This window comes from Streptomyces camponoticapitis, from assembly GCF_014646115.1.
Taxonomy (GTDB): domain Bacteria; phylum Actinomycetota; class Actinomycetes; order Streptomycetales; family Streptomycetaceae; genus Streptomyces; species Streptomyces camponoticapitis.
Window position 1 is genome coordinate 165,510 of the sequence record NZ_BMMV01000007.1, and the last position, 18,354, is coordinate 183,863.

At 68.3% G+C, this 18,354-nt stretch carries 24 protein-coding genes; 3 read left to right on the forward strand and 21 right to left on the reverse strand.

Annotated elements, in window-relative coordinates:
• Positions 1-64: 64 nt before the first annotated feature.
• The gene (gene coaA / locus IEY79_RS13235) at positions 65-1,063 is read left to right on the forward strand and encodes a type I pantothenate kinase (protein WP_373292537.1); all 999 of its coding nucleotides are present in this window, start codon (positions 65-67) and stop codon (positions 1,061-1,063) included.
• A gap of 27 nt (positions 1,064-1,090) precedes the next feature.
• Positions 1,091-2,035, forward strand: a complete 945-nt coding sequence (locus tag IEY79_RS13240; RefSeq protein WP_189107635.1) for a DUF389 domain-containing protein — start codon at positions 1,091-1,093, stop codon at positions 2,033-2,035.
• Positions 2,036-2,089: 54 nt separating this feature from the next.
• On the opposite strand, the gene glmM is transcribed toward IEY79_RS13240, so the two are convergent.
• The 4 genes from glmM to IEY79_RS13260 all read right to left on the reverse strand — a co-directional run bounded on the left by glmM (position 2,090) and on the right by IEY79_RS13260 (position 6,710).
• On the reverse strand, positions 2,090-3,457 hold the full coding sequence (gene glmM / locus IEY79_RS13245; RefSeq protein WP_189107636.1) for a phosphoglucosamine mutase: 1,368 nt from the start codon (positions 3,455-3,457) through the stop codon (positions 2,090-2,092).
• A gap of 375 nt (positions 3,458-3,832) precedes the next feature.
• Positions 3,833-4,360, reverse strand: coding sequence for a 30S ribosomal protein S9 (gene rpsI, locus IEY79_RS13250; RefSeq protein WP_189107637.1), 528 nt, complete (start codon positions 4,358-4,360; stop codon positions 3,833-3,835).
• Between the two features lie 42 nt (positions 4,361-4,402).
• Complete coding sequence (gene rplM, locus IEY79_RS13255; protein ID WP_189107638.1) at positions 4,403-4,846, reverse strand: 50S ribosomal protein L13; 444 nt, start codon at positions 4,844-4,846, stop codon at positions 4,403-4,405.
• Between the two features lie 241 nt (positions 4,847-5,087).
• A complete protein-coding gene (locus IEY79_RS13260; RefSeq protein ID WP_189107639.1) occupies positions 5,088-6,710 on the reverse strand; it encodes an ABC-F family ATP-binding cassette domain-containing protein in 1,623 nt (540 codons plus the stop codon).
• A 95-nt stretch (positions 6,711-6,805) separates the two neighbouring features.
• Here IEY79_RS13260 and IEY79_RS13265 point away from each other — a divergent pair, with 95 nt between their 5' ends.
• Positions 6,806-7,690 (forward strand): hypothetical protein, encoded by an 885-nt coding sequence (locus IEY79_RS13265; RefSeq protein WP_189107640.1) that lies wholly within the window; start codon positions 6,806-6,808, stop codon positions 7,688-7,690.
• Here the strand turns inward: IEY79_RS13265 and truA are convergent.
• From truA to IEY79_RS13350, 17 genes are all read right to left on the reverse strand, one after another.
• Positions 7,658-8,557, reverse strand: a complete 900-nt coding sequence (truA, locus tag IEY79_RS13270; protein ID WP_189107641.1) for a tRNA pseudouridine(38-40) synthase TruA — start codon at positions 8,555-8,557, stop codon at positions 7,658-7,660. The genes IEY79_RS13265 and truA overlap by 33 nt on opposite strands.
• Positions 8,558-8,657: 100 nt before the next feature.
• Entirely contained in the window at positions 8,658-9,167 is a 510-nt protein-coding gene (gene rplQ, locus IEY79_RS13275; protein ID WP_189107642.1) for a 50S ribosomal protein L17, read from the reverse strand.
• A gap of 80 nt (positions 9,168-9,247) precedes the next feature.
• Positions 9,248-10,270, reverse strand: coding sequence for a DNA-directed RNA polymerase subunit alpha (locus IEY79_RS13280; protein WP_003956430.1), 1,023 nt, complete (start codon positions 10,268-10,270; stop codon positions 9,248-9,250).
• Between the two features lie 159 nt (positions 10,271-10,429).
• Positions 10,430-10,834, reverse strand: coding sequence for a 30S ribosomal protein S11 (rpsK, locus tag IEY79_RS13285; RefSeq protein ID WP_003956432.1), 405 nt, complete (start codon positions 10,832-10,834; stop codon positions 10,430-10,432).
• A 64-nt stretch (positions 10,835-10,898) separates the two neighbouring features.
• Complete coding sequence (rpsM, locus tag IEY79_RS13290; RefSeq protein ID WP_189107643.1) at positions 10,899-11,279, reverse strand: 30S ribosomal protein S13; 381 nt, start codon at positions 11,277-11,279, stop codon at positions 10,899-10,901.
• A gap of 186 nt (positions 11,280-11,465) precedes the next feature.
• Positions 11,466-11,579, reverse strand: coding sequence for a 50S ribosomal protein L36 (gene rpmJ / locus IEY79_RS13295; RefSeq protein ID WP_003956441.1), 114 nt, complete (start codon positions 11,577-11,579; stop codon positions 11,466-11,468).
• A 55-nt stretch (positions 11,580-11,634) separates the two neighbouring features.
• A complete protein-coding gene (gene infA / locus IEY79_RS13300) occupies positions 11,635-11,856 on the reverse strand; it encodes a translation initiation factor IF-1 (RefSeq protein ID WP_003956442.1) in 222 nt (73 codons plus the stop codon).
• 206 nt (positions 11,857-12,062) lie between these two features.
• Entirely contained in the window at positions 12,063-12,899 is an 837-nt protein-coding gene (map, locus tag IEY79_RS13305; protein WP_189107820.1) for a type I methionyl aminopeptidase, read from the reverse strand.
• Between the two features lie 162 nt (positions 12,900-13,061).
• Positions 13,062-13,724 (reverse strand): adenylate kinase, encoded by a 663-nt coding sequence (locus IEY79_RS13310; RefSeq protein WP_189107644.1) that lies wholly within the window; start codon positions 13,722-13,724, stop codon positions 13,062-13,064.
• Positions 13,724-15,043: a preprotein translocase subunit SecY gene (gene secY / locus IEY79_RS13315; RefSeq protein ID WP_078075536.1), complete on the reverse strand. Its 1,320-nt coding sequence runs from the start codon at positions 15,041-15,043 to the stop codon at positions 13,724-13,726. Before secY ends, IEY79_RS13310 begins: the two co-directional genes overlap by 1 nt.
• 265 nt (positions 15,044-15,308) lie before the next feature.
• Positions 15,309-15,764, reverse strand: coding sequence for a 50S ribosomal protein L15 (rplO, locus tag IEY79_RS13320; RefSeq protein WP_023539328.1), 456 nt, complete (start codon positions 15,762-15,764; stop codon positions 15,309-15,311).
• A 1-nt stretch (position 15,765) separates the two neighbouring features.
• On the reverse strand, positions 15,766-15,948 hold the full coding sequence (gene rpmD, locus IEY79_RS13325) for a 50S ribosomal protein L30 (protein ID WP_189107645.1): 183 nt from the start codon (positions 15,946-15,948) through the stop codon (positions 15,766-15,768).
• A complete protein-coding gene (gene rpsE, locus IEY79_RS13330; RefSeq protein WP_023539330.1) occupies positions 15,948-16,550 on the reverse strand; it encodes a 30S ribosomal protein S5 in 603 nt (200 codons plus the stop codon). The genes rpmD and rpsE overlap by 1 nt, the downstream gene beginning before the upstream one ends.
• A gap of 46 nt (positions 16,551-16,596) precedes the next feature.
• On the reverse strand, positions 16,597-16,980 hold the full coding sequence (gene rplR / locus IEY79_RS13335; RefSeq protein WP_189107646.1) for a 50S ribosomal protein L18: 384 nt from the start codon (positions 16,978-16,980) through the stop codon (positions 16,597-16,599).
• 2 nt (positions 16,981-16,982) lie between these two features.
• Positions 16,983-17,522 (reverse strand): 50S ribosomal protein L6, encoded by a 540-nt coding sequence (rplF, locus tag IEY79_RS13340; RefSeq protein WP_189107647.1) that lies wholly within the window; start codon positions 17,520-17,522, stop codon positions 16,983-16,985.
• 21 nt (positions 17,523-17,543) lie between these two features.
• Positions 17,544-17,942: a 30S ribosomal protein S8 gene (gene rpsH, locus IEY79_RS13345; protein ID WP_023539333.1), complete on the reverse strand. Its 399-nt coding sequence runs from the start codon at positions 17,940-17,942 to the stop codon at positions 17,544-17,546.
• 226 nt (positions 17,943-18,168) lie between these two features.
• Positions 18,169-18,354, reverse strand: coding sequence for a type Z 30S ribosomal protein S14 (locus IEY79_RS13350; protein WP_003948630.1), 186 nt, complete (start codon positions 18,352-18,354; stop codon positions 18,169-18,171).

Sequence of the window (18,354 nt, forward strand, 5' to 3'; positions counted from 1 at the left end):
CCCCCCCCCCCCCCCCCCCCCCCACAACCACCCCCACCCCCCGACCCCCGACAATGGCGACGTGATCACACCGTCTTCGCCGTCACGAAGCGTCCACCGTCGGGCCGAGCACGGGCCGACCCCCTTCGTCGACCTCAGCCGCGCCGAGTGGAGCGCGCTGCGCGACAAGACCCCACTGCCGCTCACCGCCGATGAGGTCGAGCGGCTGCGCGGACTCGGGGACGTCATCGATCTGGACGAGGTACGGGACGTCTATCTGCCGCTCTCCCGGCTGCTCAACCTCTACGTACAGGCCACCGGCCAACTCCGCGGCGCGCTCAACACCTTCCTCCAGGACGCGGGCAACGGCCACGGCGCCCAGCGCGGCACACCCTTCGTCATAGGAGTCGCCGGAAGCGTGGCCGTGGGCAAGTCGACCGTCGCCCGGCTCCTCCAGGCGCTGCTCGCCCGCTGGCCCGAACACCCGCGCGTGGAGCGCGTGACCACCGACGGGTTCCTGCTGCCGATGAAGGAGCTCCGGGCGCGCGGCCTGATGTCGCGCAAGGGCTTCCCGGAGTCGTACGACCGCCGCGCCCTGACCCGCTTCGTCGCCGACATCAAGGCCGGCAAGGACGAGGTGACCGCGCCCGTCTACTCGCATCTGAAGTACGACATCGTGCCGGACGAGAAGCTGACCGTACGACGCCCGGACATCCTCATCGTCGAGGGCCTCAACGTCCTGCAGCCCGCCCTCCCCGGCCAGGACGGGCGTACCCGCGTCGGTCTCGCCGACTTCTTCGACTTCAGCGTGTACGTCGACGCGCGCGCCGAGGACATCGAGACCTGGTATCTGAACCGTTTCCGCGAGCTGCGCCAGACGGCCTTCCAGAACCCGTCCTCGTACTTCCGCAAGTACACCCAGGTCTCCGAGGAGGAGGCCCTCGACTACGCGCGCACCACCTGGCGCACCGTCAACCGGCTCAATCTGCTGGAGAACGTCGCCCCCACCCGCAGCCGTGCCACCCTGGTCCTCCGGAAGGGTGCCGACCACAAGGTGCAGCGCCTGTCCCTCCGTAAACTCTGAACTCCGAGCCAGGGTCTGAGAGCCGCCGTGCTGCATCTGCGCCTGATCGTCCCCGCCGGCCTGACCGACCGTGTCGTGAGCACCCTGGAGCGGACCGTCGGCACCACCCACCTGGTGGTCGTCCCGGGCGCCGCCCGTGACCCGGCGGGCGATCTCGTCCTGTGCGACGTCGCGCGCGAGGCGGGCGACGGGCTCATCGCCGAGCTGCGCGACCTCGGGCTCGACGAGAACGGCTCGATCGCCGCCGACGACATCGGGCTGTCCCTCTCGCGGCACGCCGATCAGGCGGAGGAGGAAGCCCCGGGCGAGGGCGCGGACGCCGTCCTGTGGGAGCAACTGGCGGACGCCACCCACGAGGAGTCCACCCTCTCGGTCACGTATCTCGCCTTCCTCACCCTCGCGACGATGATCGCCGCCTGCGGTGTGGTGCTGGACAACGCGATCCTGATCGTCGGGGCGATGGCCGTGGGGCCCGAGTTCGGGCCGCTCGCCGGGCTCTGTACGGCGGTGGTACGGCGCTCCGCACGGCTCGCCCTGCGCTCGGCGGTCGCGCTGCTCGCGGGGTTCGCCGCCGCGATGCTGCTGACGACCGGCTTCAGCCTGCTGATGAACGCGCTCGGACTGTTCCACAAGTCGATGCTGGAGGCGGACCGCCCGAACACGTCCTTCATCTTCAACCCGGACCTGTTCTCGCTGGTGGTCGCGGTGCTCGCCGGGGTGGCCGGCATGCTCTCGCTGACCTCGGCGAAGTCCGGCGCGCTGGTCGGCGTCGCCATCTCGGTGACCACGGTCCCCGCCGCCGCGAACGCCGCCGTGGCCCTCGGCTACGGCGATCTGAACCAGGTGTCGGGCTCCAGCGGCCAGCTCCTGATCAACCTCGGCGGCATCGTCGTGGCCGGGACGCTCACCCTGCTCGTCCAGAAGGCGCTCTGGGCCGGGGGTCGCGGGAGGCCGGCGCCCGAAAGCCGCTGACCTCCCGCCGGAAGCACGGGTCCGGGAGCCCCGGCCTGATCCGAACGACAGGCCCTAGCCCAGCGCCGACTTCACCACGTCCGCCAACCGCCCGGCCACCGCGCGCGCCTGCTCGATGTCGGCCGCCTCCACCATCACCCGAACCAGCGGCTCCGTACCCGAGGGCCGCAGCAGCACCCGGCCCGTCGACCCGAGCTGCTCCTCGGCCTCCGACACCGCCGTCGCCAGCTCCGCCGACGTCGTGACGCGCGACTTGTCCACGTCCGGCACATTCACCAGGACCTGCGGCAGCCGCCGCATCACGCCCGCCAGGTCCGCCAGCGAACGGCCCGTGCTCGCCACGCGCGCCGCCAGCATCAGACCGGTCAGCGTGCCGTCACCGGTCGTCGCGTGGTCGAGGACGATGACGTGCCCGGACTGCTCGCCGCCGAGGGCGTAGCCGTGCTCCTTCATCGACTCCAGTACGTAACGGTCGCCGACCGCCGTCTGTACGAGGGTGATGCCCTCACGCTCCATCGCGATCTTGAAGCCGAGGTTGGACATCACGGTCCCGACGACCGCGTCCTCGCGCAGCGTCCCCGCCTCACGCATCGCGAGGGCCAGCACCGCGAGGATCTGGTCGCCGTCGACCTCCTCGCCCGCCGCGTCCACGGCCAGGCAGCGGTCGGCGTCACCGTCGTGCGCGATGCCGAGGTCCGCGCCGTGCTCGACGACCGCGGCCTTCAGCAGGTCCAGATGGGTGGAGCCGCAGCCGTCGTTGATGTTCAGGCCGTCCGGCTCCGCGCCGATCGTGACAATCTCGGCGCCGGCGCGCGTGAACGCCTCGGGCGACACGCGGGCGGCCGCGCCGTGCGCCTCGTCCAGGACGATCTTGAGCCCGTCGAGCCGGTTCGGCAGCACCCCGATCAGGTGCGCGATGTACTGGTCGAAGCCCTCGTCGTAGTCCCGGACCCGGCCCACGCCCGCACCGGTCGGCCGCTCCCAGGGGGCGCCCGTGCGATGCACGGTGTTCTCCAGGTACGCGGCCTCGATCCGGTCCTCCAGCTCGTCGGCCAGCTTGTGACCGCCGCGCGCGAAGAACTTGATGCCGTTGTCCGGCATGGCGTTGTGGCTCGCGGAGAGCATCACGCCGAGGTCGGCGCCCAGCGCACCGGTGAGATACGCCACCGCGGGGGTGGGCAGCACACCGACGCGCAGGACGTCCACGCCCGCGCTCGCGAGACCCGCCACCACGGCGGCCTCCAGGAACTCACCAGAGGCACGCGGATCGCGCCCCACCACCGCGGTCGCCCGATGGCCCTCGAACGTACCCGCCTCGGCGAGTACGTGTGCCGCCGCGACCGAGAGGCCGAGCGTCAGCTCCGCCGTCAGGTCCGCGTTGGCGACACCGCGCACGCCGTCCGTGCCGAAGAGTCGTCCCACAGCTGTCCCTCCGAAAATCCTCAGAAATTGCCCCGAAGAGCTCCGCCAAGATCCAAGGAGAACACGGGGATTGCCCGGCGGATCATCCAGGGGATCGGGAAGCTCGGAAAACGAACGCCCCGGCAGCACGGAGTGCCGCCGGGGCGAACATATGCCATACATACGCCGTGAAGCCGTAAGGGCCATGGCGTGGCAGAGCTTGTCGGGTGGCCTTCGATCGGAAAGCGGACGCGGTCTGGTGCGTGCGATTCCAAGGCGCCGGGGTGCCCTCGTAGCGGAGCTACCAGGGCATTTCGGCATCGTGGGAAGCGTACGTGCCAGGGCGTGGACGCCCGGCCAGAGGCCACCCGACAGGCCCTGAGGCCGAGCGAGCGGTTAGCGCTTGCTGTACTGCGGCGCCTTGCGGGCCTTCTTGAGACCGGCCTTCTTGCGCTCGACCGCACGGTCGTCGCGGCTCAGGAAGCCGGCCTTCTTCAGCGGGGCGCGGTTGTTGTCCACGTCCGCCTCGTTCAGCGAGCGGGCCACACCAAGGCGCAGCGCGCCGGCCTGGCCGGAGACGCCGCCACCCGAGATACGGGCGATGACGTCGTAGCGGTTGTCGAGTTCGAGCACCTTGAAGGGCTCGTTGACAGCCTGCTGGTGGACCTTGTTCGGGAAGTAGTCCTCGAGCGAACGCCCGTTGATCTTCCACTTGCCACTGCCCGGAACGATCCGGACGCGGGCGATGGCGTTCTTACGACGTCCCAGGCCGGCGGCCGGCTGGGGGTCGCCGAAGCGGGAAGCCAGCGACTCGGAGGTGTACTCACCCTCGACGGGGGTCTCCGACTCGAAGGTCGTCACCTCGGCGAACGTCTCCTCGCCCTCGGGGGCGTCGACGGGGGTCTCTGCGGTGGTCTCGGCCACGATGTTCCTCAGATTTCTTTTCGTCTTAGGCGGTGGCCGGGATTACTGCGCGACCTGGGTGATCTCGAACGGGACCGGCTGCTGGGCGGCGTGCGGGTGCTGGTCGCCCGCGTACACCTTCAGCTTCGAGAGCATCTGACGGCCCAGGGTGTTCTTGGGAATCATGCCCTTGATGGCCTTTTCCACGGCCTTCTCGGGGCTCTTGGCGAGCAGCTCGTCGTAGCGGACGGAACGCAGACCACCCGGGTAGCCGGAGTGGCGGTACGCCATCTTCTGGGTCTTCTTGTTGCCGGAGAGGTGGACCTTCTCGGCGTTGATGATGACGACGAAGTCGCCCATGTCCATGTGAGGGGCGTAGGTCGGCTTGTGCTTGCCCCGGAGGAGGTTCGCTGCCGTAGTCGCCAGACGGCCCAGGACGATGTCCTGCGCGTCGATGATGTGCCACTGGCGCGTGACATCGCCGGGCTTGGGGCTGTACGTACGCACGGTCGTAGCCTTCGCTTCTTCAGTGAGTGGGTCCTGACAAGGCCACCCGGACGATCACGACAGCCCTGGCAGACGTACGGGGACGCAACCCGTGCCTGCCGCTGGATCATCGGCCCGGTGGACCGGCGTAAGGGCCTCTCACGTGAGAATGAACAAGCCAATACGCATAACGAACCAGAAGGATACCCAGGGTGCGCCGTACGGGTCAAAACGAGGCCCCCCAAGGACCCGGGCCCGGCCGTCAGCGCGCCCGCGCCACCCGCCGCTCGTCCCACACCGGCTCCACGCTCTCCCGCACGACCCCGTCCGACCCGAAGACCAGATAGCGGTCGAAGCTCTTCGCGAACCACCGGTCGTGCGTGACGGCGAGCACCGTCCCCTCGTACGCCTCGAGCCCGTCCTGAAGGGCTTCCGCCGACTCCAGGTCCAGGTTGTCCGTCGGCTCGTCCAGTAGCAGCGCCGTCGTCCCGCCCAGCTCCAGCAGCAGGATCTGGAAGCGCGCCTGCTGCCCGCCCGACAGCTTGTCGAACGGCTGGTCCCCCTGCCGCTCCAGCTCGTAGCGGCGCAGCACGCTCATCGCACCGCCCCGGTCCTTCGCGTGCTCGGTCCACAGGATGTCGACCAGGGTCCGCCCCAGCAGCTCCGGGTGCGCGTGCGTCTGCGCGAAGTGGCCGGGCACGACCCGCGCGCCCAGCTTCCACATCCCCGTGTGCGCGACCGACTGATCGCCGGCGAGCAGCCGCAGGAAGTGCGACTTGCCGGAGCCGTTCGACCCGAGGACCGCGACCCGCTCGCCGTAGAAGATCTCCAGCGAGAACGGCTTCATCAGACCGGTCAGCTCCAGGTTCTCGCAGGTCACCGCCCGCACCCCGGTACGCCCGCCCTTCAGCCGCATCCGGATGTCCTGCTCGCGCGGCGGCTCCTGCGGCGGGCCGGCGTCCTCGAACTTGCGCAGCCGCGTCTGGGCGGCCCGGTAGCGCGAGGCCATGCCGTCGTTGTACTTGGCCTTCTGCCCCAGGGCCCGGACCAGCTCCTTGAGCTGGACGTGCTGCTCGTCCCAGCGCCGGCGCAGCTCCTCGAAGCGGGCGAACCGCTCCTTGCGGGCCGCGTGGTACGTACCGAAGCCGCCGCCGTGCACCCAGACGTCGGACCCGGCCGGGCCCGGCTCCACACTGACGATCCGCTGGGCGCTGCGCGCCAGCAGCTCCCGGTCGTGGGAGACGAACAGCACGGTCTTGGAGGTCTCCTTGAGCCGCTCCTCCAGCCACCGCTTCCCCGGCACGTCCAGATAGTTGTCCGGCTCGTCGAGCAGCAGGACCTCGTCGGGGCCGCGCAGCAGCGCCTCGAGCACCAGCCGTTTCTGCTCGCCGCCGCTGAGCGTCTTCAGCGCGCGCCACTGGGCCTTCTCGTACGGGACGCCGAGCGCCGCGACCGTACAGGTGTCCCACAGGGTCTCGGCCTCGTACCCCCGTACCTCCGCCCAGTCGCTGAGCGCCTGCGCGTAGCTCATCTGCGCGGCCTCGTCGTCCCGCTCCATGATGGCGTTCTCGGCGGCGTCCACGGCCCGCGCCGCGTCCCTGATACGCGGCTGGGCGACGGAGACCAGCAGGTCGCGGACGGTGCGCTCGTCCCGTACGGAGCCGACGAACTGCTCCATCACGCCGAGCCCGCCGGAGACGGTGACCGTCCCGCCGTGCGGCTGGAGGTCCCCCGCCATCAGCCGCAGCAGCGTCGTCTTCCCCGCGCCGTTGGCTCCCACGAGCGCCACGACGGCGCCTTCGCCGACCCGGAACGACGCATCGCCGAGGAGCACCCGCCCGTCCGGTAGGTAGTACTCCAGATGCGCGGCCTCAAGATGTCCCATGCTTCGCATTGTCAGGGCCAGGACCCCACTCTCCCAACCATTTTCCCTTCCCGTACCCCGACCGAAGCACTCCCCGCGCGGTCTAAACTCCCGCCATGAGCTTTGGTCAAGGGGGGCCCTACGGACCGCCCCCACAAGGGCCGTACGGATCGCGTGACCCGCAGGGGCAGACGCCGGACTGGGCCGCGCTCGCCGACGCATCGGCGCAGCGGGCCCGGCGCAGGCGGTGGATGCTGATCGGCGGCGGCGCGCTCGCGTCCGCCGCCGTCGCGGCGATCGTCGCGACAGCCGTCGTGTCCACGAACGCCGACGGCGGTGACCGGGCGGGCGACAAGAACGCGAGCGACCTGCCCGCGCCGCCCGACCTGCCCAGCGAGAGCGCCGAGCCCGAGCCGTCCTTCTCGGAGGCCGTGCCGCTGCCGCCGCCGAACCCGAAGGACTTCATCTCCACCGAGGACAAGGACACGGCGCCGCTCAGCGCGGACACCCTCTTCCCCGGCTCCAAGCTGACGATGGGCGACCGCGAGTACACGAAGGGCGCGACGAACCGCACCACGAACTGCGCGGGTGCCACCCAGGACGACCTGGGCTCGATCCTCGCCTCCAACACGTGCGACCAGGTCATCCGCGCCACGTACCGCCGGGGCGACACGGCGGTGACCGTCGGCGTCGCGGTCTTCTCCACCGAGACGCAGGCGCTGAAGGCGAAGAAGGAGGCGCGCGGCGGTCTGGCCTCGCTCTCCGGCTCGGGTGTCCCGACGTTCTGCCGGGGCGGCGCCATCTGCCGCAAGACCACCAACTCGGTGGGCCGGTACGTGTACTTCACCGTCGGCGGCTTCACCACCGGCAAGGACGTCGTGAAGACGGACAAGGACGTCTACACCACCGGTGACGACGTCGCGGAGTTCACCTTCCTCCAGATCCGCAGGCGCGGTGAGACGCAGGCGTCAGCAGCAGCCACCGCACCCGTCGACCAGTGACGTAGCGCCCGTCCCGCCGGCAGCCGGCAGGGTCCGTCTGTTGCGGGCCAGCCGGTTGCGGGCGGCGAGCTGGTCGTCGGCCGGGTAGCCGACCTCCTCCAGGGTGAGTCCGTGCGGCCGTACGACATGGACGGCCGAGTCCCGCACCCCGGCGGCCAGCACCTTCGCCGGCCACTCCACGGGCCGGTGCCCGTCGCCGACGAACAGCAGCGCGCCCACCAGCGAGCGCACCATGTTGTGGCAGAAGGCGTCGGCACGCACGGTCGCGGTGACGACGCCGTGCGCGTCCCGCTCCCACTCCAGCCGCTGGAGCGTCCGGATCGTCGTCGCGCCCTCGCGCCTCTTGCAGTACGCGGCGAAGTCGTGCTCACCGAGCAGCCCCGCCGACGCGGCGTTCATCGCCTCCACGTCCAACGGCCAGTCGTGCCACAGGACATGACTGCGCAGCAGCGGGTCGACGCCGCCGGGATCGTCGGTGACGCGGTAGGCGTAGCGCCGCCAGATCGCCGAGAAACGGGCGTTGAAGCCCGCTGGGGCCTCCTCGGCCCGCCACACCCGCACATCGTGCGCCAGGCGCCCCGCGAGGCGCCGCAGCAGCCTCTCCCGGTGCTCGGCCCACAGCTCCACGGGCAGGTCGACGTGCGCGACCTGGCCGCGCGCGTGCACGCCCGCGTCCGTCCGCCCCGCGACGGTGAGCTCGTACGTCCGCGCGGACCGGGTCACCACCTTCAGCGCGTCCTCGATGTCCCCCTGGACCGTCCGCCGGGTGGCCTGTCGCGCCCAGCCGGAGAAGTCCTTCCCGTCGTAACTCAGGTCGAGCCGCACCCGTACGAAGCCGGGCGCCGCCCCCTCGATGTCCTCACTCACCCGCGGCTCCTCTCGTAAGCCTCACGAAGCCTCCCGACACGGAACGGGCCCGCCCCCGTGAGGGAGCGGGCCCGTCCGTCGGACAGTCGTCAGAACGCGCTCAGGCGTCCTTGGGCTCGTCCTTGGCCTCGACCGGCTTGGCGTCCTCGACGGGAGCGTCCTCCGTGGAGTCCGCCTCCTTCTTGAGGGCGTCTTCCTTGACGGCGCGCTTCGTGGCGGCCTCGGCCTCACCGGTGGCCTTCTGCGCCACGGTCAGGGCCTCGACCAGCTCGATGACCGCCATCGGGGCGTTGTCGCCACGACGGGGACCGATCTTGGTGATGCGGGTGTAGCCACCGGGGCGGTTCTCGTACCGCGGAGCGATCTCGGTGAAGAGCGTGTGCACGATGCTCTTGTCCGTGATCGTCTGGAGAACGAGGCGACGGTTGTGGATGTCGCCCTTCTTCGCCTTGGTGACCAGACGCTCGGCGACCGGACGCAGGCGGCGGGCCTTGGCCTCGGTCGTCGTGATCTTGCCGTGCTCGAACAGCGCCTTCGCGAGGTTCGCGAGAAGCAGCCGCTCGTGCGCGGCGCTGCCGCCCAGACGGGCGCCCTTGGCGGGCTTCGGCATGGTGTTACTCCTTCATATCTGCACCGGCCGTATCAGGTACCGGTGTCAGTTCCCCGCAGACGGTCGTCTGCGGAAAGGCCTCAGTACTGCTCGGTCTCCACGAACCCGGCGTCCGCGTCGTCGTCCGCGCCGAACGCGTCGGCGGCGGCCGTCGGGTCGAATCCGGGCGGGCTGTCCTTGAGGGCCAGGCCCATGCCGGCCAGCTTCGCCTTGACCTCGTCGATCGACTTGGCGCCGAAGTTACGGATGTCGAGCAGGTCCGCCTCGGACCGCGCCACGAGCTCACCCACGGAGTGGATGCCCTCGCGCTTGAGGCAGTTGTACGACCGAACGGTGAGCTCCAGCTCCTCGATCGGCAGGGCGAGATCGGCGGCGAGCGCCGCGTCCGTCGGCGACGGGCCCATGTCGATGCCCTCGGCGTCGATGTTGAGCTCGCGCGCCAGACCGAACAGCTCGACCAGGGTCTTGCCCGCGGACGCCATGGCGTCGCGGGGGCGCATGGCCTGCTTGGTCTCGACGTCGACGATCAGCTTGTCGAAGTCGGTGCGCTGCTCGACACGGGTCGCCTCGACCTTGTACGTGACCTTGAGCACCGGCGAGTAGATGGAGTCGACCGGGATACGGCCGATCTCCTGGCCCACCTGCTTGTTCTGGACGGCGGAGACGTAGCCGCGACCGCGCTCGACGGTCAGCTCCATCTCCAGCTTGCCCTTGCCGTTCAGCGTCGCCAGGACGAGGTCCGGGTTGTGGACCTCGACACCGGCCGGGGGCGCGATGTCGGCGGCGGTGACCAGGCCGGGGCCCTGCTTGCGCAGGTACATCACGACCGGCTCGTCGTGCTCCGAGGAGACGACCAGCTGCTTGATGTTGAGGATGAGGTCGGTGACGTCCTCCTTGACGCCCGGCACGGTGGTGAACTCGTGCAGGACCCCGTCGATCCGGATGCTGGTGACAGCGGCTCCGGGGATCGAGGAGAGGAGCGTACGGCGCAGAGAGTTACCGAGCGTGTAGCCGAAACCCGGCTCCAGGGGCTCGATCACGAACCGTGAGCGGTATTCGTCGACGACCTCTTCGGTCAGCGACGGACGCTGAGCGATAAGCATGGAAATGCCTCCAGTCTTGGCACCCGCTATTTGATGCCAACAGAACAAGGGTACGGGCTTTCCCGTCATCCGCTGTGGACGGCGGGAGAGCCCGAGCGGGCGGTACGGGGCCGAGGCTCCGTACCGCCCGGAATCCGCACCCTCAGGGGGTGCGAAGAATCAAACGCGGCGACGCTTCGGGGGGCGGCAGCCGTTGTGCGGGGTGGGGGTGACGTCCTGGATCGAACCCACCTCCAGGCCGGTGGCCTGGAGCGAGCGGATCGCGGTCTCACGGCCGGAGCCGGGACCCTTGACGAAGACGTCGACCTTGCGCATGCCGTGCTCCTGCGCCCGGCGGGCGGCCGACTCGGCGGCCATCTGCGCGGCGAAGGGGGTCGACTTGCGCGAGCCCTTGAAGCCGACGTGGCCGGCGGAGGCCCAGGAGATCACGTTGCCCGAGGGGTCGGTGATGGAGACGATGGTGTTGTTGAACGTGCTCTTGATGTGGGCGTGCCCATGAGCGACGTTCTTCTTTTCCTTGCGGCGCACCTTCTTGGCAGCGCCCTGACGACCCTTGGGGGGCATCTATTACTCCTACGGGAGGTGGTCGGTCCTACAGCGAAGACCGCTGATGAGCGTCCGCTGAGGACTACTTCTTGCCCGGCTTCTTCTTGCCGGCGATGGCGCGACGCGGACCCTTGCGGGTACGGGCGTTCGTGCTCGTGCGCTGGCCGTGGACCGGCAGGCCGCGACGGTGGCGCAGACCCTGGTAGCAGCCGATCTCGACCTTGCGGCGGATGTCGGCCTGGATCTCGCGACGGAGGTCACCCTCGGTCTTGAGGTTGCTGTCCACGTACTCGCGGAGCTTGACGAGGTCTTCCTCGGCAAGGTCGCGGACGCGCACGTTGGGGTCCACGCCGGTGGCGGCGAGGGTCTCCTTGGACCGGGTGCGCCCGATGCCGAAGACATAGGTGAGGGCGACCTCGACGCGCTTTTCGCGCGGGAGGTCAACGCCTGCGAGGCGTGCCATTCATGGCTCCTGTGTGATTTCGGAGGTCTTCCGCAGTGACTCTCCCGGACCGCTGTGCTCTCTCCGGGTCCCCGGCCTCCGCCGGAGGTGTCGGCGCCATCAGCTGGTGCGGATGGCGTCGGACACTGCGTATATACGTTTTCGCTCGCGTCGCGCGAAGTACTGCGAGATGCAGGGGGTCGTACGTCAGCCCTGGCGCTGCTTGTGGCGCAGGTTGTCGCAGATGACCATGACCCGACCGTGACGGCGGATCACCTTGCACTTGTCGCAGATCTTCTTGACGCTCGGCTTGACCTTCATGGTGTGAGGTTCTCCGGGTCAGTGCCGGCACCCCGGGGGCGGGGTGAGGCAAGATCTACTTGTATCGGTAGACGATCCGGCCACGCGTCAGGTCGTAGGGAGACAGCTCCACCACTACCCGGTCATCGGGAAGGATTCGGATGTAGTGCATCCGCATCTTGCCGCTGATGTGCGCGAGGACCTTGTGACCGTTCTGGAGCTCCACCTTGAACATTGCGTTCGGGAGAGACTCGATCACGGTGCCCTCAATTTCGATGGCACCTTGCTTCTTGGCCACGCTTCGCCCTTCGAATCGGCTACCTTGATCGATTCTGGACCCCCGTATGCGGACACACGGGTACACCAGAGCCGACGCGTCAGTCTACGGCAGGGCTCTCGAAAACACGAATCGGTGAGTTTGCCCACCCTCGGAGATCGTCAATCCTTGGAACACGGCCCGCACCCGTACGGCCCAGGACCGGCCCCGCCGGGGCGGGCGCCCCGTCACGCCAAGGGATCCGGCGCCGCCGTCACGCCAAGCTCCGCCAGCTTCGCCTTGCCGCCGTCCACCGCCGTCAGGACCAGCGGGCCGTCCTCCGTCAGCGCGACCGAGTGCTCCCAGTGCGAGGACCAGGTGCCGTCGGTCGTGATGACCGTCCACTCGTCCGCCAGGACCTCCGTCTGCGGCGTGCCGAGCGAGACCATCGGCTCGATCGCCAGGCAGAAGCCGGGGACCAGCTTCGGACCCTTGCCGCGCTTGCGTGAGACGTAGTTCAGCAGGTGCGGGTCCATGTGCATCTGGGTGCCGATGCCGTGGCCGCCGTAGTCCTCGACGATGCCGTACTTGCCGCCGCCGGGCTTCGGCTGGCGGCGGATGTACGTCTCGATCGCCCGCGAGACGTCGACCAGCCGCGCACCGCCCCGCATCGCGGCGATCCCCGCCCACATCGACCCCTCGGTCACGCGCGAGAGCTCGATCAGCTCCGGCGCGTGACCGCCGCCCACGAACGCCGTGAAGGCCGCGTCGCCGTGCCAGCCGTCCACGATCGCGCCGGCGTCGATCGAGATGATGTCGCCGTCCTTCAGTACGGTCGTGGTGTCCGGGATCCCATGGACCACCACCTCGTTGACCGAGGTGCAGATCGTCGCGGGGAACCCGCCGTAACCGAGGAAGTTCGGCTTCGCGCCGTGGTCGGCGAGGACCTTGCGCGCGACCTCGTCCAGGTCCTTCGTGGTGGCGCCGGGCACCGCGGCCTCGCCGGTGGCCGCGTGGATCGCGGCGACGACCAGCCCGGCCTCGCGCATCTTCGCGATCTGCTCGGGGGTCTTGATCTCCACCATGACGGCGGCCTGCCTCACTCGGTCGATGAAACGTTGTCTCCCGCGCGGCGTCCGCGCGGAACCATCTACGGTAGTCGCCGGACAGCAGTACGGCCGTGGTGCCCCTCGGGGCGCCCCGGCCGTATCACTGTGCCGTACAAGGTGGAATCGCGGTGACCGGACCTAGGCGGCCCGGCCCCCCTCCTCCAGAGCCGCCATCGCGCGCTCGGTCACCTCGGCGACCTTGCCCAGCGCCGAGATGGTGACCACGAGGCCCTGCTCCCGGTAGTGGTCGATGATCGGCTCGGTCTGCGTGTGGTAAACCTCCAGCCGCGTGCGGACCGTCTCCTCCGAGTCGTCGTCCCGCTGGTACAGCTCACCGCCGCACTCGTCACACACACCCTGCTTCTTCGGCGGGCTGTACGTGACGTGGAAGACGTGCGAGCTGTCGTTGCGGCAGATACGCCGACCGGCGATCCGCTTGACCACCTCGTCCTCGTCGACCTCCAGGTCCAGCACGGCGTCCAGGTGCAGTCCCTCGGCCGTGAGCGCCTTGTCGAGCGCTTCGGCCTGCGAGACGTTGCGGGGGAAGCCGTCCAGAAGGAAGCCGTTCGCGGCGTCCGGCTGCCCCATCCGCTCCAGCGCCATCGCGATGGTGACCTCGTCGGGAACCAGGTTCCCGGCGTCCATGTAGCCCTTCGCCTGCACACCGAGGTCGGTGCCCCGGCTGATGTTGGCGCGGAAGAGGTCACCGGTGGAGATGTGCGGAATGGACAGGTTCTTGGCGAGGTACGCAGCCTGCGTTCCCTTGCCGGCACCGGGCGGTCCGACGAGGACGATTCGCATCAGCGGAGGAACCCTTCGTAATTACGCTGCTGGAGCTGGCTCTCGATCTGCTTCACGGTCTCCAGACCCACACCCACGATGATCAGGATGCTTGTCCCGCCGAACGGGAAGTTCTGGTTCGCGCCGCCGAAGCCTGCCAACGCCATCGTTGGGACGAGAGCGATCAACCCCAGGTACAGCGAGCCCGGCCAAGTGATCCGGTTGAGTACGTAACTCAGATACTCGGCAGTAGGTCGACCGGCCCGGATGCCCGGGATGAAGCCACCATACTTCTTCATGTTGTCCGCTACTTCTTCGGGGTTGAACGTGATGGCCACGTAGAAGAAGGCGAAGAACACGACCAGCACGAAGTAGGTCGCGATGTAGTACGGATGGTCGCCCTTGATGAAGTGGGCCTCGATCCAGGTCTTCCAGCCCGACTGCGAACTGGAGAACTGGGCGATCAGCGCCGGGATGTAGAGCAGCGACGAGGCGAAGATGACGGGGATCACACCCGCCTGGTTGACCTTCAGCGGGATGTACGTGGACGTACCGCCGTAGGACCTTCGCCCGATCATCCGCTTCGCGTACTGCACGGGGATCCGGCGCTGCGCCTGCTCGACGAAGACGACGAGACCCACCATCACGAAGCCGATCAGAATGACCGTGCCGAACTCGATCCAGCCCTGAGCGAGCTTGCCGCTCTCCTTGATGGCCCACAGCGCGCCGGGGAAACCGGCCGCGATGGAGATGAACATCAGGATGGACATGCCGTTGCCGATGCCCTTGTCGGTGATCATCTCACCGAGCCACATGACGGCGGCCGTACCGGCGGTCATCGTGATGACCATCGTGACGGTGATGAAGATCGACTGGTCGGGGACGATCTCCGAGGCCACGGGGCAGCCGCTGAAGAGCGCGCCGCTGCGTGCGGTTGCCACCAGACCGGTGCCCTGGAGCACCGCGAGGGCGACTGTCAGGTATCGGGTGTACTGAGTGATCTTGGCCTGGCCGGACTGCCCTTCCTTCTTGAGGGCTTCGAGTCGGGGGATGACCACTGTCAGCAGCTGCAGGATGATGCTTGCCGTGATGTACGGCATGATGCCGAGCGCGAAGATCGTAATCTGCAGCAGCGCTCCGCCGCTGAACATGTTCACCAAGCCGAACAGGCTGTTATTGCCCTTCTGGGCTGCGTCGACGCACGTCTGTACGTTCTCGTAGCTGACGCCCGGGACGGGGATGTGCGCCCCGAACCGGTACAGCACGATGATGAACAGCGTGAAGAGCAGCTTCTTGCGCAGGTCGGGCGTCTTGAACGCCCGGGCGAACGCGGTGAGCACGGTGCCTCCTGCGACCCCCGCGCTCGCGCGTCAAGGGTGACGGTCTTGAGGATCGACGGATACATATCAGGCAAAAACCACGCGACCACCCCTGCGGACAGTCCGCGTGGCTCGGGGTCCAGGGGCGGACCCCCGGGTTCATACAGCAACAACGCACGCCACCTTACCGGCGTACCCGCTCCACTAGGAACGACCAACCGGGGATGCCCCTTTTGAGAGGCACCCCCGGTTGGTCGTTCAGTCCACCGAATTCGTCCGAGACGTCTCAGACGAGTTCGGTGACGGAGCCGCCGGCGGCGGCAATCTTCTCCTTGGCGGAGCCGGAAGCGGCGTCAACCGAAACCGTCAGTGCCACGGAGATCTCGCCCTGGCCCAGGACCTTGACGAGGCTGTTCTTGCGGACCGCACCCTTGTCGACCAGGTCGGCCACAGTGACCTCGCCACCCTGCGGGTAGAGCTCGGCCAGCTTGTCCAGGTTAACCACCTGGTACTCGGTACGGAACGGGTTCTTGAAGCCCTTGAGCTTCGGGAGACGCATGTGGAGGGGCATCTGCCCGCCCTCGAAGCGCTCCGGAACCTGGTAACGGGCCTTGGTGCCCTTGGTGCCACGACCCGCGGTCTTGCCCTTGGACGCCTCGCCACGGCCCACACGGGTCTTGGCGGTCTTGGCTCCGGGGGCAGGACGGAGGTTGTGGACCTTGAGCGGCTTCTGCTCCGCCATGTCAGTCGACCTCCTCAACCGTCACGAGGTGCCGCACGGTGTTGGCCATGCCGCGGAACTCGGGACGATCTTCCTTGACAACCACATCGTTGACCCGCTTGAGGCCGAGCGAACGAAGGGTCTCGCGGTGGTTCTGCTTGCTGCCGATGTACGACTTCTTCTGCGTGATCTTGAGACGGGCCATTACGCACCCGCTCCCGCACGCGCACGAAGCAGAGCCGCGGGGGCGACGTCCTCAAGGGGCAGACCGCGGCGGGCCGCGATCTCCTCGGGACGCTGCAGACCCTGGAGGGCCGCCACGGTCGCGTGCACGATGTTGATCGGGTTCGACGAGCCGAGCGACTTCGACAGGATGTCGTGGACGCCGGCGCACTCGAGCACCGCACGCACCGGGCCACCGGCGATGACGCCGGTACCGGGGGACGCGGGCTTGAGCAGGACGACGCCCGCCGCCTTCTCACCCTGGATCGGGTGCGGGATGGTGCCCTGGATACGGGGGACCTTGAAGAAGTGCTTCTTGGCCTCCTCAACACCCTTGGCGATGGCGGCCGGCACCTCCTTGGCCTTGCCGTAACCGACACCCACGGTGCCGTCACCGTCGCCCACCACGACCAGCGCGGTGAAGCTGAAGCGACGACCACCCTTCACGACCTTGGCGACACGGTTGATCGCGACGACACGCTCGACGTACGCGGTCTTCTCGGCGGCAGCGCCACCGTCACGGCCCTTCCGGTCCCGCCGCTCGCCGCCACCGGCACCGCTTCCGCGGCGCTGGGGTCCAGCCATTGGATTTACCTCTCTCTGTTACGTCCGCTAGCTCCGGAACCGGGGCTTAGAACTTCAGCCCGGCTTCACGGGCGGCGTCAGCCAGAGCGGCAATCCGCCCGGCGTACTGGTTGCCACCACGGTCGAACACGACGGCCTCGATACCGGCGGCCTTGGCGCGCTCGGCGACCAGGGCACCCACCCGCTGTGCCTGGGCGCTCTTGTCACCCTCGCCACCGCGGATCGACGAGTCCAGGCTCGACGCCGAAGCGAGCGTGTGGCCCGCGATGTCGTCGATGACCTGGGCCACCATGTGGCGGTTGGAACGCGTCACAACGAGCCGGGGGCGGACCTGCGTGCCCGAGACCTTCTTGCGTACGCGGATGTGACGGCGCTTGATGGCAGCGGCCTTGTAGGCCTTGCCCTTGGCGATCTTTACACCGTATGCCATGGCTACTTACCCGCCTTTCCGACCTTGCGGCGGATGACCTCGCCGGCGTACTTGACGCCCTTGGCCTTGTACGGGTCGGGCTTCCGCAGCTTGCGGATGTTCGCCGCGACCTCGCCGACCTTCTGCTTGTCGATGCCCTCGACACTGAGCTTCGTCGGGGACTCGACCTTGAAGGTGATGCCCTCGGGGGCCTCGACGACGATCGGGTGGCTGTATCCGAGCGCGAACTCCAGGTTGGAGCCCTTCGCCTGGACCCGGTAACCGACACCGCTGATTTCGAGCGCCTTGCTGTATCCCTGGGTCACACCGGTGATCATGTTCGCCACCAGCGTGCGGGACAGGCCGTGAAGGGCCTTGTTCTGACGCTCGTCGTTCGGGCGCAGCACCGCGAGGGTGCCGTCATCGCCCTTGGTGACCTCGATCGGCGCTGCGACGGTGTGCGAGAGGGAACCCTTGGGGCCCTTCACCGCGACCGTGCGGCCGTCGATGGTGACGTCCACACCGGTGGGAACCTGGATGGGGAGCTTGCCGATTCGCGACATGAGCTTTTCCTCCGTTCCCGACTACCAGACGTAGGCGAGGACTTCCCCACCTACGCCCTTCTTGCCTGCCTGCTGGCCGGTCAGAAGACCGTGGGACGTGGAGATGATCGCCACGCCCAGGCCGCCGAGCACCTTGGGCAGGTTGGTGGACTTGGCATACACGCGCAGACCCGGCTTCGAGATGCGCTTGATGCCGGCGATCGAACGCTCGCGGTTCGGGCCGAACTTCAGCTCGAGGGTGAGGCTCTTGCCGACCTCGGCGTCCTCGACCTTCCAGCCGGTGATGAAGCCCTCCTGCTGGAGGATCTCCGCGATGTGCGACTTGATCTTGCTGTGCGGCATCTCGACGGTGTCGTGATACGCCGAGTTCGCGTTACGCAGACGCGTGAGCATGTCTGCGATGGGATCAGTCATGGTCATGAATTGGCCTTCGGCCTCTCTCGCCGGGGTTTCCTGTATGCGCCATCCCTCTCCCCGCTCGATGGCGGGACGGGTGCGGTGCGGGGACCTACGGCGTAGTAAGTTTTGGGCGCCGGACGCCCAACCCCGCAAGCCTACGGCATGTGGGGCAGGGCATCCGCCGACCAGTTGCTTACCGAGAGCTCTGGTTGATTCCCTACTTCAACTGAATGCTGAAGTAACGGAATTACCAGGAGCTCTTGGTGACGCCCGGCAGCTCGCCGCGGTGTGCCATCTCACGAAGGCAGACACGGCAGAGGCCGAACTTGCGGTAGACGGAGTGGGGACGCCCGCAGCGCTGGCAGCGGGTGTAACCGCGCACGCCGAACTTCGGCTTGCGGGCGGCCTTAGCGATCAGAGCCTTCTTCGCCAC